Here is a 14,550-nt window from a genome sequence, read left to right as displayed (position 1 = left end):
CAACGACACCTTCCACCTCACCGGCGTGGACCAGCTGGAGCGGGCGGCGGCGTTCTACGCCGAGCGGGGCACGGACTGGATGCTGTCGCGGGACGCGGGGAACTTCACGGCCGACGGGCGGCGCCATCAGTTCCGGGTGTTCGTGCTGCACGGCCGTGTCGTGCACGCCCGTGAGCATCTGCAGCCGGCGCTGGACACCCCGTGCAACACCTGCCAGGGCGCGACGCCGGTGCCGATCGCGCCGGCGGATCTGCCGCCGCGGCTGACGGAGCTCGCCGTCGCCGCATCGGCCTCGGTCGGGCTGCCGTTCGCCGGTGTGGACCTGGCCGTGGAGAACGGCGGGGTCGTCTTCGAGGTCAACGTCCAGCCGGCCTTCGTCGACGGTGAGCTGCCGACGGTGGCGGTGCCGTATGTGCGGGCGCACCTGGAGGCGGTCCTCGGGCGCGGGGGCGACGGCCGGGCCACGGCGGGGGCGGCCTCCTCGGGCGGGGCACCGTCCGAGGTGTGAGCACACCGCCCCCCACCGCGGGCGCCGAGGTGTGAGCACACCGGCGGGAGCGCAGGCGCCGAGGTGTGAGCACCCCGGCGTCCACCGCGGGCGCCCGCGGTGGATCATCCGATCGGCCTCCGTCGGCCGCTGGCTCCCACGCCATGGGCAAGTAGGCTGCTGGTGAGCGCTGTGCGTCGCGCGAGCCGACGGAAGAGCACCCTGTGAAGAGAAGTCTGCGCGTGCTCCACCAGGGAGTGAGCTGGGTCAACAGCCATCACCTCCTGCGGCGCGGCAGGGAGCTGGAGCTGATGCACCGGGCCATGGGATTCGCCACCCTGGCCCTGGTGACGCTGGCTCCGCTGCTGATCGTGGTGGCCGCGGCGGATCCGCTGGAGCGCGGGGGCTTCTCCGCCTGGCTCGCCGACGGCATGGGGCTGTCGGGCCGCTCGGCGAAGATCCTCACGGACATCACCACCCCGCCCAGCAGCGTCGTCAACACGACCAGTGTGTGGGGTGGCATCGCGCTGGCCGTGTTCGGTGTGTCCTTCGCGGGCAGCGTGCAGAACGGCTACGAGCGGATCTGGCATCTGCCGCCGGGGCCCTGGCACAAGATCTGGCGGCAGGCGGCCTGGCTGACGGTGCTGACCGTGTACCTGTACCAGGAGGTGCAGACCCGCGCGGCCCTGAGCGGGCCGGAGCGGATCGCGCTGTCGTCGGCGACGGGCATCGCGTTCTTCTGGTGGGGCCAGTACTTCCTGCTCGGCGGTCAGGTGCGCTGGCGGCACCTGCTGCCGGGCTCGGTCGCCACGCTGGTGGGTCTGGTCGGCCTCAGAGGGTTCTCGTACCTCGTCTTCACCCCGCTCATCCTCGACAACGCGATCAGCTACGGAACGGTCGGCATCGTCCTGGTGGTGGAGTCCTGGCTGATCGGGGTGGGGTTCGTCGTCTACGGCGGCTCGATGTTCGGCCATTGGCTCTACGAGCACCATCTGCGGGCCCGCCACGGCGCGGGGCCCCCCGGGTCCGGGCCGCGGCCCCCCGGCAGCCCGGACTCCCCGCCCGGAGGCCCGGACATCGGCCCGCTGAAGGGCTGACGGGTCCGGGCGGACGGTCAGCCGGCGAGGATCGCGTCGATCTGGCCGACGGCCTCCTGCAGGCCCTCCTCCATCCCCATCTTCATCAGCTGCTCCATCTGCTCACGCGAGTCGAAGGTGGAGCGCATCTCCATGCGCGTTCCGTCCGCCTGCTCGGTGAGCCGCACCCGCACCGCCATGGTCGGCATGTCGGCGGCCGGGTTGCCGTCCTGGTCGGAGAAGCCGTCGGTGAACTCCAGCAGGCCGGGCGGGGTGACGGTGGTGACCCGCCACCAGCCGCGGTACTTGTCGCCCTCGGGCCCGGTCATGAAGTACGTGACGTTGCCACCCGGGGTCAGGTCGTGCTCCTCGACGGTCGCCGGGTAGGTCGGCGGCCCCCACCAGCGCTCCAGCTGCCGCGGGTCGGCCCACAACTGCCAGACCCGCTCGACGGGTGCGGTGAAGTCGGCGATCAGGGTGAGGGTGAGGTTGTCCAGGTCCTTGTCCACGCTGGTGACGCTCATGGGTGTCGTCCTTCCGGATCGTGGGGAGGGGGGTCGGTGTCCTGTGCGAGCAGCCGGGACATGCGGTCCACACGACCGCGCCAGGCCGATTCGAGTTCGTCGAGCACCTGGCGGGCCCGGCCGACCGCGTCGGGGTCCGTACGCACGAGCTGCTCCCGACCGTTGCGCTGCTTGCCGACCAGGCCGGCCCGCTGCAGCACCGCGACGTGCTTCTGTACGGCGGCGAAGCTCATCGGGTAGGCGTCGGCCAGCCGCGACACGGACACCCCGTCGGTGAGGCACCGCCGGAGTATGTCGCGCCGGGTGGCGTCGGCCAGTGCGTGGAACAGACGGTCCACGGCCTCGTCGTTCAGTTCATCTACAACCATTTGGTTGTACGTTAGCTCACCACCGGCCGCATGTACAGCGCTCGGCGCCGGTCCGCGCCGGAGCACGCCCTCACTTTTCGTGTCGCCCACCTCCGCCCGCCCGAGCCGCCCGGTCCTGGATAGAGTCGGGCCATGTCGCATGCAGACAAACTGCTGGTCGCCATCGCCTCGCACGTGGAGTCCGGGCACAGCAACCAGATGTCGCTGACCGTGGTCGTGGACGGAGCCGTGATCACCGGGCGGCTCGCGCCCGAGGGGGTGTGGCGCCAGCGCGTGGCCGAAGTGCTGCGGGACTCCGAGCGGCTCGGCAGGTTCGCCACGATCTTCACCGGGGGCTCGCCGGAGGCGGAGGCCACGGACGGGGGCAAGCCGCCCACGCACCTGCACTTCCATCTGGCGCGGATCATCCAGGGCACCACCGGTATCCCCGAGTCCGGCGGCATGTACCGCGTGGCCATCGAGGACGTGACCGCCTGGACCATCGGGGACGTGCGCTACTCCGACGGCTGATCCTCCCCTTACGAAGCCGTGACGTGCCGGGCCGCGAACCACCGCGCCGCCCGCCGCGGACCTAACCTGCGGCCATGCGAGTACTGGTCACCGGCGGTGCCGGGTTCATCGGGTCCCATGTGATCGAGGCGCTGGCCGAGCGCGGACACGAGGCGGTGGTGTTCGACGTGCGCGCCGACCCGGCCGCCGACGTGCGCGACGCCGGGGCGGTGGAGCGGGCGCTGGCGGGCGTCGACGCCGTGTGCCACCAGGCCGCGATGGTCGGTCTCGGCACCGGGTTCGCGGACGCCCCGGACTACGTCTCCCACAACGACCTGGGCACCGCCGTCCTGCTCGCGGCGATGGCCCGGGCGCGGGTGCGGCACCTGGTGCTGGCCGGGTCGATGGTGGTCTACGGCGAGGGGCGGTACACCTGTCCCGCGCACGGGGCGGTCCGGCCGGGGCCACGGGCCGAGGCGGACCTGGCGGCGGGGCGGTTCGAACCGCGCTGCCAGATGTGCGGCGGGGACCTGAAGCCCGGCCTGGTCGCCGAGGACGCCCCAACCGATCCGCGCAACGTGTACGCGACGACGAAGCTCGCCCAGGAACACCTGGCGGCCGCCTGGGCACGCTCCACGGGCGGTGCGGCGGTGTCGCTGCGCTACCACAACGTGTACGGCCCGCGGATGCCGCGCGACACCCCGTACGCCGGGGTGGCGTCGTTCTTCCGGTCCGCGCTGGCGCGGGGCGAGGCACCCCGGGTGTTCGAGGACGGGTGCCAGCGGCGGGACTTCGTGCACGTACGGGACGTGGCGACGGCCAATGCGGCGGTGCTGGAGGCCGGTTCGGCCCCGGGCGCGCTGACCGCGTACAACACCGGCAGCGGCGAGCCGCGCACCGTGGGTGAGCTGGCCCGTGCGCTCGCGGCGGCGCACGGCGGGCCGCGGCCCGTGGTGACCGGCGAGTACCGGCTGGGCGACGTCCGGCACATCACGGCGGACTCCTCACGGCTGCGGACCGAGCTGGGCTGGCGGCCGAAGGTGGAGTTCGAGGAGGGGATGCGGGAGTTCGCGGCCGGGGCGTGAGGGTTTGTGTGGGGCGTGAAGTCTCGTGCGGGATGTGGAGCCCTGGCCGGGGCGTGAGCTGTGGCCGGGACGTGAGCCGGGGCCAGGAGGCGAGTCTCGGCCGGGATGCGAGCCGGGACCCGGACGGGAATCTCGGCCGGGGCATGAGCCGGGGCCCGGACGGGAATCTCGGCCGGGGTGTGAGCGTCAGGCCTCGGCTGTCGGCAGGACTACCTCGAAGCGGCAGCCGCCCGCGACGTTGCGTACGGCGGCCCGGCCCTGGTGGGCCTCGACGATGCCGCGCACGATCGCCAGGCCGAGGCCCGCGCCGGCCGGCGGGGTGCGCGCGTCGGAGCCGCGCCAGCCGGTGTCGAACACCCTCGGCAGGTCCTCCTCGGGGATGCCGCCGCAGCCGTCGGTCACGGACAGCACCACGCCGTCGGGGGCGCGTTCGGCGGCCACCGCGACCGTGCCGTCGGCCGGGGTGCGGCGGATCGCGTTGATCAGCAGGTTGCCCAGCACCCGGCTCATCTCCTTGCCGTCGACCTCCACCGGCACCGGCTCCACCCGGTCGCCGACCAGCCGTACGCCGTGCTCGCGGGCCAGCGGGCCGGCCCCGGCGAGGGCGTCGCCGACCAGGTCGTACAGGGAGATCCGGGAGCGGGTCAGGGCGAGGGTGCCGGCGTGGATGCGGGACAGCTCGAACAGGTCGCCCACCATGTCGTTGAGGCGCTCCACCTCGGTGCGGATCTGCCGCAGATAGCGGTCGGGGTCGGCGGCCACCCCGTCCTCCAGCGCCTCCGCCATCGCCCGCAGGCCGGCCAGCGGGGTGCGCAGATCGTGCGAGATCCAGGCGACGAGCTCCCGGCGGGAGGACTCCAGGGCGCGCTCGCGCTCGCGGGACTCGGCGAGCCGGGCGCTGGTCGCCGCCAGCTCCCGGCTCAGCTGGTCGAGTTCGGCGGTCGTCGGGCCGTCGGGCGCGGCGAAGGAGCCGCCGTCGCCGAAGGACCGCGCGGCCAGGGCGAGTTCCCGGCTGCGGGCCACCACCCAGCGGCCCAGCAGCAGCGCGGTGGCCAGGGAGACGACGGCGGCCATGGCGGCGACGGTGGTGACGACGCTCAGGTCGTGCGCGGACAGGAACATCGCCTCCGCCACCGCCAGGGTGCCGGCCAGCATCGCGCCCACCGCCACCGCCGCGACCACGGTCAGCGAGGCGGTCAGTGAGCGCCGGCGGATCAACCGCAGGACGCCCGCGCCCACCAGGCCGGTGGCGGCGGCGCCGCAGAAGGCGTACAGGGCGATCAGCAGGGTGTCGGACACGTCAGCCCTCCCCGGCCCCGGTCGCCCCGGTGGGGTCGAAGCGGTAGCCGACGCCCCATACGGTCTGGATCAGGCGCGGCCGGGCCGGATCGTCCTCGACCTTGGCGCGCAGCCGCCGTACATGGACGGTGACGGTGGACAGGTCGCCGAAGTCCCAGCCCCACACCTCCCGCATGAGGTCCTCGCGGCTGCAGGCGCGGCCGGGGTGCTGCAGGAAGAAGGCGAGCAGGTCGAACTCGCGCAGTGTGAGGGCGAGTTCCACTCCGTCGCGGGTGGCGCGGCGGGCGGCCGGGTCAAGGGTGAGCCCGGCCGCGGCGAGCGGCCCGGCCGCCGGTCCCGGCCGGGTGCGGCGCAGCACCGACTGCACCCGCAGCACCAGTTCCCGGGGGCTGAACGGCTTGGTGACGTAGTCGTCGGCGCCGACTTCCAGGCCGAGGATGCGGTCGTCCTCGTCGCCGCGCGCGGTGAGCATGATCACCGGGACGGGTGCGCGTTCGCGGATCCTGCGGCACACCTCCAGGCCGTCCATGCCGGGCAGCATCAGGTCGAGGACGACCAGGTCGGGGCGGTTGCGGGCGGCCCGTTCCAGCGCGGTGGGGCCGTCCGCCGCGCGGTCCACGGCGCAGCCGGCGCGGGCCAGGTAGCCGGCGACGACCTCGGCGACGGTGGGGTCGTCGTCGACGACCAGGACCCGGGCGGAGGGCGCCGCCGGGCCGTCGGCCACGGGCTGCGCGAAGGGGTGCGGCTGCTGCATGGGTCCAGCCTCGCACCGCGCCCGCGCCGGTGGCGCGCGCGGGGCGTCGGACCGGTTCGATGTCCGTGTTTCGTAAGGAGCCGAGGCCCGGAATGCCGGTTTTGCGTCCGTAGGGTGAGTGCCGTGACGACCTCTCCCGCCCGCTGCGGCGTCGACGTGATCCTGCCCTGCCTCGACGAGGCCGAGGCGCTTCCCTGGGTACTGGGCCGCATCCCGCCGGGCTGGCGGGCCCTCGTCGTGGACAACGGCTCCGGCGACGGCTCTCCCGAGGTGGCCCGCGACCTCGGCGCCACCGTCGTGCACGAGCCCCGGCGCGGCTTCGGGGCCGCCTGCCATGCCGGGCTGACCGCGGCGAGCGCCGAGATCGTCTGCTTCTGCGACTGCGACGGCTCGCTCGACCCGTCGCTGCTGGTGCCGTTCGTCGACGAGATCCGCTCCGGCGCGGCCGATCTGGTCCTCGGCCGGCGCCGGCCGCACGGCCGTGGCGCCTGGCCGGTGCACGCCCGCGCCGGCAACCTCGCCCTGGCCCGGCTGGTGCGCCGCCGCACCGGGCTGCGGCTGCGCGACCTCGGCCCGATGCGCGCCGCCCGCCGTGAGCCGCTGCTCGGCCTCGGCCTGACGGACCGGCGCAGCGGCTACCCCCTGCAGATGGTCGTGCGGGCCGCCGACGCCGGCTGGCGCATCGCCGAGCACGACGTGCCCTATCTGCCGCGCACCGGGGCCTCGAAGGTGACCGGCACCTGGCGCGGCACCTGGCAGGCGGTACGGGACATGAGCCGCACGCTGGCCGAGCCGGTCGCGGACGCGGGGCGGCCACGGTGACCACGCTGATCGTCATCGCCAAGGAACCCCGGCCCGGCCGGGTCAAGACGCGGCTCACACCGCCGTTCACGCCGCGGCAGGCCGCCGCCCTCGCCGAGGCCGCGCTCGCCGACACCCTGACGGCGGTCGCGGCGACGCCCGCGACGCGGCGGCTCCTCGTCCTGGACGGCAGCCCGGGGCCGTGGCTGCCGCCCGGCTTCGACGTCGTACCGCAGTGCGGTGGCGGGCTGGACGAGCGGCTCGCCGACGCCTTCGCCGGCTGCGACGGCCCGGCGCTGCTCATCGGCATGGACACCCCGCAGGTGACACCGGACTTGCTCGACGTGGACTTCACCGGCTGCGACGCATGGTTCGGCCCGGCCGAGGACGGCGGCTTCTGGGCCCTCGGCCTGGCCGCGCCCGATCCCCGGCTGGTGCGGGGCGTGCCCATGTCGACCCCGGCGACCGGGGCCGTGCAGCGGCAGCGGCTGCTCGCGGCGGGGCTGCGGGTGCGCGAACTGCCCCGGCTGCGCGACGTGGACACCGCCGGCGACGCGACGGCGGTCGCCGCACAGGCCCCGCACGGCCGCTTCGCCGCGCGGCTGGCCCGCCTCACCGCGGGCCCGGGCCGGTGAGCGCCGCGCACGAGGCTCCGCCACCGGCCGCCCGCCTCCGGAACGCCGTGCGCGGCGTGTCCGCGTGGGCCGGGGACGAGCCCTACGCCGGAGCCCTGCACGCCGGACGCGGACCGCTGTTCCTGCGGCGGGCCGACGGCTGGCTGCTGCCGCTGGAGGTGGAGCGGTGGTGCGCCGACGCCGACGCGGTGGACCTGGACGTCCTGGACCACTGCGAGGGCGCCGTCCTCGACGTCGGCTGCGGACCGGGCCGACTGGTCGCGGCGCTCGCGGCACGGGGGCGGCCGGTGCTGGGCCTGGACGTCAGCGAGGCAGCGGCCGCCTCTACCCGACGACGACTGCGCCGGGCCGGGTGTGGGGAGGCCACGGCGACCGAGGAGGGCGTGGCGCCGCCGTCGGGCGGGGGCTGCGGGTTTGCGCCAGGCGGGGTATGCGCGTTCCCGTGCGACGGCTGCTGGACGTCGCCACCGCACGAGGACCGGACGTCGCCACCCGAGCAGAACTGCGCGCCACCACGCGGCCGGGTCCTGGCGGCCCAGCTCGGCACCGCCCAAGCGGCGCAACCCGGCCCGGCCCGGGCGGCACAGCTCAGCACGGCCCAAGCCGCCCAGCCCGGCACAGCCCAGGCGGCCCAGCCCGCGCCGGCCGCCGTGCTCTGTCGTTCCGTGTTCGCGCCGCTGCCCCGCGAGGGGCGTTGGGGGACCGCCCTCCTGCTCGACGGCAACATCGGTATCGGCGGTGATCCGCACGCCCTCCTCGTCCGGCTGGCTCACGTCCTCGCCCCGGGCGGCCTCGTGCTCGCCGAGACCGCGCCGGTGGACGTCGACGAACGGGTCACGGTCCGCCTCACCGGCACGGGCGGCGCGGCCGGGACCCCGTTTCCGTGGGCACGCCTCGGCACGCCCGCCCTGGTGCGTCACGCGCGGCGCGCGGGCTGGCGCGTCGCCGGTCAGTGGACGGCGGGCGGCCGGTGCTTCGTCGCCCTGCGCAGCCGCCACACCAGCAGCACGGCGGAACCGCCGAAGAGGGCGGCGCTGATCAGCAGCCAGCGGGTCAGGAAGCCGTCCGCCGGCAGCCCGGCGGCCCCCCGGTAGGATCCGGCGACCCGGCCGCTGATCAGCGGGAACCACACGAGGAGCAGCAGGCCGGACAGCGCGGCCGGCACGCGGACGTACAGCGCCCACCGCCGGCCGCCTGCCGCGCCGCACGCCCGCAGCAGGGCGCGGTCCAGGGCGGCGTACAGCGGCAGCAGCACCAGGTCGTGCAGCAGCGCCGCCCCGACGAACCACAGCGCGACGCCGAACCAGTCGCCCTCCAGCAGCCGTACCCCGGCGTATCCGGCGAGGGCGAACGAGCAGGCCAGGAGCAGCAGTTGGAGCGGGCTGCCGAGGGGGATCCGGGGGCGCATCACAGGGCTCCGAAGGTCAGACGGGCCACCCACTTGGTGTTCAGCACACCGGGGGCGGCGGGGACGATGACCCGCGCCGGGTAGCCGTGATCGAGGCTGAGCGGCTCGCCGTTGACGGACAGGGCGAGCAGGCTGCGGCCGTCGGCGACCTGGCCGGCGCTCAGCGCGGCCCGGCGGAAGGCGCCGTGCCGCTGGAGCGACTCCACGAGCACGTCGGCCGGGTCGTCGTGTCCGACGAGCGCGGCGAGGTCGCGCAGCCGTACCCCGCGCCACCACTGCTCGGAGGTCGACCAGCCCTCCACGCACGCGATCGGCAGCGCCGCGCTGTACTGCGGCAGGCGCAGCAGCTCGCCGCGGGAGAGGCGGACGGTTCCGGCGGGGCCGGTGACGGCCAGCCGCCATGCCTCCTCTCCGGTCTCGACGGCACGGATGCCGGCGTACTCGGCGGTCTTGTTGATCTGGAAGCCGTTCGGCCCGTCGCCGGGGTCCGCCCAGCCGTGCGGGGCGAGCAGCGCCGTGCGCCGCAGCGGCCCGTCGAAACTGCGGCCCGCGCTGGTGGCGAACAGCAGCAGCGAACCGCCGCCGACCAGCCACAGCGCCCCGCGGCGGGACACGCTCGGCGGATCGGGACGCGGGGAGACGAGGTCGGCGCCCAGCGCGTCCTCCGGCACGGCCGACGCCCGCCGCCGTACGTTGCGCACCGCGGCCGGTACCCGCAGCGCCGCGTGCACGACGAAGGCGGCGAAGAAGACCCAGGCCCCGTAGAAGTGCAGCGGGTAGAAGGACCCGGGGAAGACGTAGTCGAGCTGGACGTTGAGCACGCCGGTGGTGAACTCGAACAGCGCTCCCCCGACCAGCAGCAGCAGCGAGATCCGCTCCAGGGCGTGCGCGAGGGACCGGGCCGGCGGCAGCGCGAACAGCTTGGGCACCACCGACCACAGCTTGGCCAGCAGCACCGGGATCAGGGTGATGCCGAGCGTGACGTGGACGCCCTGGGTGAGCCGGTACAGCCAGACCGGGTTCGTCGGCCAGGAGAAGAGATAGAAGCCGAGGACGCCCTTGCCGGGCGTCTTGTCGTTCACCGGGGACAGGTCCGGGTTGTAGGCGGCGTAGGACACCAGTCCGGTCACGAACAGCACGGTGATGCCGACGAGCAGCACCAGTCCGAGCACCGAGGTGAACCACGGTCCGCGCAGGGGGCTGCGCCAGAAGCCGGGCGAGGTGGGAAGCCGTTGGTCGCGCATGTGCCGACCGTAGGCCGCGATCGGTGCGACGGTGGGGCTGCGACCCATGACGAAACGCTGACGTCGTGCCGTCGGGGCACCGGCGGGACCGCCGTTCGCCCTAGCGTGCCGGTGTGAACCGAGCCCTCCTGCGCGATCTGTACGCCGTCGTCGCCGCCGCCCTGCTCGTGGCGGCGGCGGTGTTCGTCGGCCGCCACATCCGGGACTTCCCGCACACGCTGTTCGTCGACTGGCCGCCGCTCGTGGGGTTCTGGCGGCCGCACACCGGCCCCGGCACCCCGGCCGCCCTGGCGGTGGCGGTCCTGGTGGTGGGGTACGGCCCGGTGGCCGCGGCCCGGCTGCCCTGGCGGGCGCTGCTCGCCACCGTGTGGGGTGCGGCGCTGGCCTGGATCTGGTCGCTTGCCCTGGTCGACGGCTGGCAGCGCGGCGTCGCCGGCCGGCTCACCACCCGCTTCGAGTACCTCCAGGCCGTCGGCCGCTTCCACGACATCCCGGCCACCCTGCGGGACTTCACCCACCACATCCTGCTGCACTCCCCCGGCAACTGGCCCGCCCATGTGGCCGGGCATCCGCCCGCCGCGACGCTCACCTTCGTGCTGCTGGACCGGGCCGGTCTGCACGGCGGCGGCTGGGCCGGGGCCTGGTGCATCACGGTCGGCGCCACGGCGGGCATGGCGGTGCTGGTGGCGGTGCGCCTGCTGGCCGGGGAGGAGACGGCACGGCGTGCGGCGCCGTTCGTGGTGCTCGCCCCGGCGGCGGTGTGGCTGGGCACGTCCGCCGACGCGTACTTCGCGGCCGTCGCCGCCTGGTCGGTCGCGCTGCTCGCGGTGGCGGTGATCCGCCGGTCCCGTTCGGCGGCGCTCGGCGCGGGGCTGCTGTTCGGCCTGACCTGCTACCTGTCGTACGGGCTCACACTGATGGCGCTGGTCGGGGCCGCCGTGGTGCTGCTCGCGCGGCCGCCTGCCGGCCGGCTGCTGCGCGGGCTTCCCTTCCTGATCGCCGGGTGCGCGGTGGTGCCGGTGCTGTTCACGCTCGCCGGGTTCGACTGGTGGGAGGCGTACCGGCTGCTGGTCGAGCGCTACTACCAGGGTGCCGGGGGCGTGCGCCCGTACGGCTACTGGGTGTGGGCGAACCTGGCGTGCACCGTCCTGGTGGTCGGGGCGGCGACCGTGGCGGGGCTGCGGCGGGCGGGCGCGGTGCTGGTCCGCGAGCGCGGTGCCCTGCGTCCCGCGCGGGTGGGCGCCGGCCCCTCGCCGCAGCTGCGGCTGGCGGTGCTCGCGTGTGCCGCCCTGCTCGCGCTCCTCGCCGCGGACCTGTCCGGCATGAGCAAGGCGGAGACGGAGCGGATCTGGCTGCCGTTCGCGGTATGGCTGCTGCCTACGGGCGCGCTGCTGACCCGTCCCCGGGCCTGGCTCGCCGCACAGGCGGCGCTCGCCCTGCTGCTCAACCACCTTCTGCTGACCGGCTGGTGACAGCGGGCGGCCCGGCCGCGCCGAGCTGTTGCGCGCCCCGGGGCATCCGCACACCGGGCTGCCGGTGGTCGGCGGCGACCTGGGCCGGCGTCACCCGCACGGGTGATCGTCCGCCGTGCCCGGTGTGCTGCCGGGGCATTGCCGGCGCCGCGTGATGATCATGGGCCCGTGACGTATCACCACTCCCAACTCCCCCGCCGTGGCGGCCTGCTGCTCACCGCCGCGCTCGGCGTGCTGAGTCTGCTGCCCGTCCCGACCGCCCAGGCCGCCGCGTCCGCGCCACGGCCCACCACCCCCTCCGAGCGGAGCACCGACGCGTACCTGGACGTCGTACGCGACGACCCCCGGCTGCTGCGCCGCTTCTTCGAGGCCATGCCCAAGGGCGGCGACCTGCACAACCACCTCTCCGGTGCGGTGAGCACCGAGTACCTGATCGAGCTGGCCGCCGAGGACGGGCTGTGCGTCGACACGGCGACGATGACCGCCGTGGCCCCGCCGTGCGGCCCCGGCACCCGGCCGGCCGCCGACGCGCGCGGCGACTGGGCGTTCCATGACGCGCTGGTGCGGGAGTGGTCCATGCAGGACTTCCCGCCGGGCGGCAACGGCCACGACCACTTCTTCGACACCTTCGGCAAGTTCGGCGAGGTGACCTGGCGGCACCGGGGCAAGCTGCTGTCCGAGGTCGCCGACGACGTCGTACGGGGCAACCAGTTCTATCTGGAGACGATGGTCTCGCCGGCGTCCGAGAGCGCGAAGAAGCTCGCGGGCGAGGTGGGCTGGGACGACGACCTGGCCCGGCTGCACGGGAAGCTGACGGTCGGCGGGAAGCTGGACGCGCTGGTGGCCGAGGCCCGCAAGGAGGCCGACGACGGCGACGCCGAGTTCCGTGCCGCGTCGCACTGCGGCACCCGGCGGGCGCGGCCGGGGTGCGGGCTGGAGGTGCGGTGGATCTCCCAGGCCTCGCGCGGCAGTTCGCCGGAGCGGGTGTTCACGCAGCTGGCCCTCGGGATGCGGCTGGCCGAGCGCGATCCCCGGTTCGTCGCGGTGAACCTGGTGCAGCCGGAGGACTGGGACAGCTCGCTGCGCGACTACAGCCTGCAGATGCGGATGGTGCGCTATCTGCGGGGCGTGTACCCGCACGCCCATGTGACGCTGCACGCGGGCGAGTTGTGGCCGGGGCTGGTCAAGCCGGCCGATCTGAGGTTCCACGTCGCCGAGGCGGTGGACGTCGCCGGCGCCGAGCGGGTCGGGCACGGCGTCGACCTGGTGCATGAGGACGACTGGCAGCGCACCGCCCGCACGATGGCCGGGCGCGAGGTCGCCGTCGAGGTGCCGTTCAGCAGCAACGCGCAGATTCTGGGCGTGCGGGGCGCCGACCATCCGTTCGCCACGTACCGCGCGTACGGGGTGCCGGTGGTCCTGGCCACGGACGATCCCGGGGTGAGCCGGATCGACATCGCCCACGAGTACCAGTACGCGGCCGAGACGTACCGGCTGTCGTACACGGAGCTGAAGGACCTCGCCCGGGCCTCGCTGGAGTACGCGTTCCTGCCGGGCGAGAGCCTGTGGCGGGGCAATCCGACGCGGCAGGGGTACGTGGCCGTCGGGGCGTGCCGGGGCGAGGAGCCCGGGCAGGGCACGGTGCGGGAGGCCTGCCGCCGGCTGCTCGCCGGCAGTCCCAAGGCGGCCGTTCAGTGGCGTCAGGAGGCCGCGTTCCGGGCGTTCGAGCGGACCGTGGGGCTCGTGCGCTGACACCGCGTCCGCGGCAGGGGGCCGTCGTCCGGGTGCCCAGGGGCGCCCGCGGCGGCCCCTTTGCCGCGCGGGTGCGTCGCCGTCGTGGATCAGGGCTTGGCCGGGGCCGTGCTCGCGCGGATCACCAACCGGGGCTCCACCAGGGCCGGTTCCGGCACCGCGGCCGGGTTCTCGATGTGGCGCAGGAGGTGGGCGACCGCGAGGGCGCCCATCTGCGTGAAGGGCTGGGCGACCGTGGTCAGCGACGGCGAGCAGTACTCGGCGAGTTCGATGTCGTCGACGCCGACCACCGAGATGTCCTGCGGCACCCGCCGGCCCAGCTCGTGCAGGGCGCGGATCACACCGAAGGCCATCTCGTCGCTGGCCACGAACACCGCGGTGGCGTCGGGGATGCGGCCGAGGATCAGGCCGTTGCGGTAGCCCGAGGCGGGCGACCAGTCGCCCTCCAGGGGCGGGGGGACCGTCCGGCCGGCCTCCTCCAGGGTGGTGCGCCAGCCGTCGCGGCGGGCGGCTGCCTCCAGCCACTCCTCGGGGCCCGCGATGTGCCAGACCGTGTCATGGCCGAGGTCCAGCAGATGGCGGGTGGCCTGGCGGGCGGCCAGGGACTGGTCGACGGCGACGACCTCGGTGGCGGCGGTGCGTGAGCCGTCGATGGTGATGGTGGGGACGGACCGGGTGAGCTGCTCGATCCGCGGGCTGGTGTGGGTCAGCGGCACGGAGAGGATCACCCCCTCGACGTCCTGCTCGGCGAGCCGGGCGAGGGCGGCCTCGATGGCGGAGGTGTCCAGGGAGGCCGTCGTCGCGGTGCTGACGGTGTAGCCGGCCTCGCGGGCCGCGTTCTCGATGCCGGAGGTGACGGCGGCGCGCGAGTAGAAGGTGGTCTGCAGGGTGACCACGCCGATCGTGCGGCTGCGGCCGGAGGACAGCGCCCGGGCGGCGCTGTTGCGGCGGTAGCCGAGCTGCTCGACGGCGGCCAGGACCCGCCCGCGGGTCTTCTCCTGCACGTTCGGGTGCCCCGACAGCACCCGCGAGACGGTCTGCGCCGAGACCCCCGCGAGCCGGGCCACGTCCGCCATCGCGGGCGGCCGGTCCCCGCCGACACTCCGCATCGTCCTGCGTCCCTTCCCCGGTGACAACGCGTCGATGATATCGCCCA

At 74.8% G+C, this 14,550-nt stretch carries 15 protein-coding genes; 9 read left to right on the top strand and 6 right to left on the bottom strand.

Translation table 11 applies throughout. The features are described 5' to 3' along the window. The coding region (locus C3489_RS27705) for a RimK family alpha-L-glutamate ligase (RefSeq protein WP_181139876.1) at positions 1–508 on the top strand (508 nt) is incomplete at its 5' end. Positions 509–723: 215 nt separating this feature from the next. Further along, positions 724–1,584, top strand: coding sequence for a ribonuclease BN (locus tag C3489_RS27700; RefSeq protein ID WP_374936785.1), 861 nt, complete (start codon positions 724–726; stop codon positions 1,582–1,584). Between the two features lie 17 nt (positions 1,585–1,601). Here the strand turns inward: C3489_RS27700 and C3489_RS27695 are convergent, their stop codons facing one another. Both C3489_RS27695 and C3489_RS27690 read right to left on the bottom strand, forming a co-directional pair. Further along, entirely contained in the window at positions 1,602–2,087 is a 486-nt protein-coding gene (locus C3489_RS27695) for an SRPBCC domain-containing protein (RefSeq protein WP_103784808.1), read from the bottom strand. Continuing rightward, positions 2,084–2,455: a helix-turn-helix transcriptional regulator gene (locus C3489_RS27690; RefSeq protein WP_103784807.1), complete on the bottom strand. Its 372-nt coding sequence runs from the start codon at positions 2,453–2,455 to the stop codon at positions 2,084–2,086. The genes C3489_RS27695 and C3489_RS27690 overlap by 4 nt, the downstream gene beginning before the upstream one ends. Before the next feature lie 132 nt (positions 2,456–2,587). Here C3489_RS27690 and C3489_RS27685 point away from each other — a divergent pair, with 132 nt between their 5' ends. Both C3489_RS27685 and C3489_RS27680 read left to right on the top strand, forming a co-directional pair. Further along, complete coding sequence (locus C3489_RS27685; RefSeq protein ID WP_103784806.1) at positions 2,588–2,965, top strand: hypothetical protein; 378 nt, start codon at positions 2,588–2,590, stop codon at positions 2,963–2,965. A 74-nt stretch (positions 2,966–3,039) separates the two neighbouring features. After that, positions 3,040–4,029: an NAD(P)-dependent oxidoreductase gene (locus tag C3489_RS27680; protein ID WP_103784805.1), complete on the top strand. Its 990-nt coding sequence runs from the start codon at positions 3,040–3,042 to the stop codon at positions 4,027–4,029. Positions 4,030–4,215: 186 nt separating this feature from the next. Here the strand turns inward: C3489_RS27680 and C3489_RS27675 are convergent, their stop codons facing one another. After that, positions 4,216–5,328, bottom strand: coding sequence for a sensor histidine kinase KdpD (locus C3489_RS27675; RefSeq protein WP_103784804.1), 1,113 nt, complete (start codon positions 5,326–5,328; stop codon positions 4,216–4,218). A gap of 1 nt (position 5,329) precedes the next feature. Then, a complete protein-coding gene (locus C3489_RS27670) occupies positions 5,330–6,082 on the bottom strand; it encodes a response regulator transcription factor (RefSeq protein ID WP_103784803.1) in 753 nt (250 codons plus the stop codon). Positions 6,083–6,196: 114 nt separating this feature from the next. Here C3489_RS27670 and C3489_RS27665 point away from each other — a divergent pair, with 114 nt between their 5' ends. The 3 genes from C3489_RS27665 to C3489_RS27655 are packed head-to-tail and all read left to right on the top strand — an operon-like array spanning position 6,197 to position 8,612. Further along, positions 6,197–6,904 carry a glycosyltransferase family 2 protein gene (locus C3489_RS27665; RefSeq protein WP_103784802.1) on the top strand — a complete coding sequence of 236 codons (708 nt, stop codon included), beginning with the start codon at positions 6,197–6,199 and terminating at the stop codon, positions 6,902–6,904. Beyond that, on the top strand, positions 6,901–7,518 hold the full coding sequence (locus C3489_RS27660; protein WP_103784801.1) for a DUF2064 domain-containing protein: 618 nt from the start codon (positions 6,901–6,903) through the stop codon (positions 7,516–7,518). The genes C3489_RS27665 and C3489_RS27660 overlap by 4 nt, the downstream gene beginning before the upstream one ends. A 56-nt stretch (positions 7,519–7,574) precedes the next feature. Continuing rightward, on the top strand, positions 7,575–8,612 hold the full coding sequence (locus C3489_RS27655) for a bifunctional 2-polyprenyl-6-hydroxyphenol methylase/3-demethylubiquinol 3-O-methyltransferase UbiG (RefSeq protein ID WP_258054973.1): 1,038 nt from the start codon (positions 7,575–7,577) through the stop codon (positions 8,610–8,612). Between the two features lie 313 nt (positions 8,613–8,925). Here the strand turns inward: C3489_RS27655 and C3489_RS27645 are convergent, their stop codons facing one another. Beyond that, positions 8,926–10,170 carry a molybdopterin-dependent oxidoreductase gene (locus tag C3489_RS27645; RefSeq protein WP_103784811.1) on the bottom strand — a complete coding sequence of 415 codons (1,245 nt, stop codon included), beginning with the start codon at positions 10,168–10,170 and terminating at the stop codon, positions 8,926–8,928. Positions 10,171–10,283: 113 nt separating this feature from the next. Here C3489_RS27645 and C3489_RS27640 point away from each other — a divergent pair, with 113 nt between their 5' ends. Continuing rightward, positions 10,284–11,642 (top strand): hypothetical protein, encoded by a 1,359-nt coding sequence (locus tag C3489_RS27640; RefSeq protein WP_103784799.1) that lies wholly within the window; start codon positions 10,284–10,286, stop codon positions 11,640–11,642. A 168-nt stretch (positions 11,643–11,810) separates the two neighbouring features. Then, complete coding sequence (locus tag C3489_RS27635) at positions 11,811–13,394, top strand: adenosine deaminase (RefSeq protein ID WP_103784798.1); 1,584 nt, start codon at positions 11,811–11,813, stop codon at positions 13,392–13,394. Positions 13,395–13,483: 89 nt separating this feature from the next. On the opposite strand, the gene C3489_RS27630 is transcribed toward C3489_RS27635, so the two are convergent. Further along, positions 13,484–14,503 carry a LacI family DNA-binding transcriptional regulator gene (locus C3489_RS27630; RefSeq protein WP_103784797.1) on the bottom strand — a complete coding sequence of 340 codons (1,020 nt, stop codon included), beginning with the start codon at positions 14,501–14,503 and terminating at the stop codon, positions 13,484–13,486. Positions 14,504–14,550: the final 47 nt, after the last annotated feature.

It is taken from the genome of Streptomyces sp. Ru71 (assembly GCF_002920535.1).
Lineage (GTDB): Bacteria > Actinomycetota > Actinomycetes > Streptomycetales > Streptomycetaceae > Streptomyces.
The sequence above is the reverse complement of the archived record's forward strand: the minus strand, read 5'-3'. Positions and strand labels throughout refer to the sequence as shown.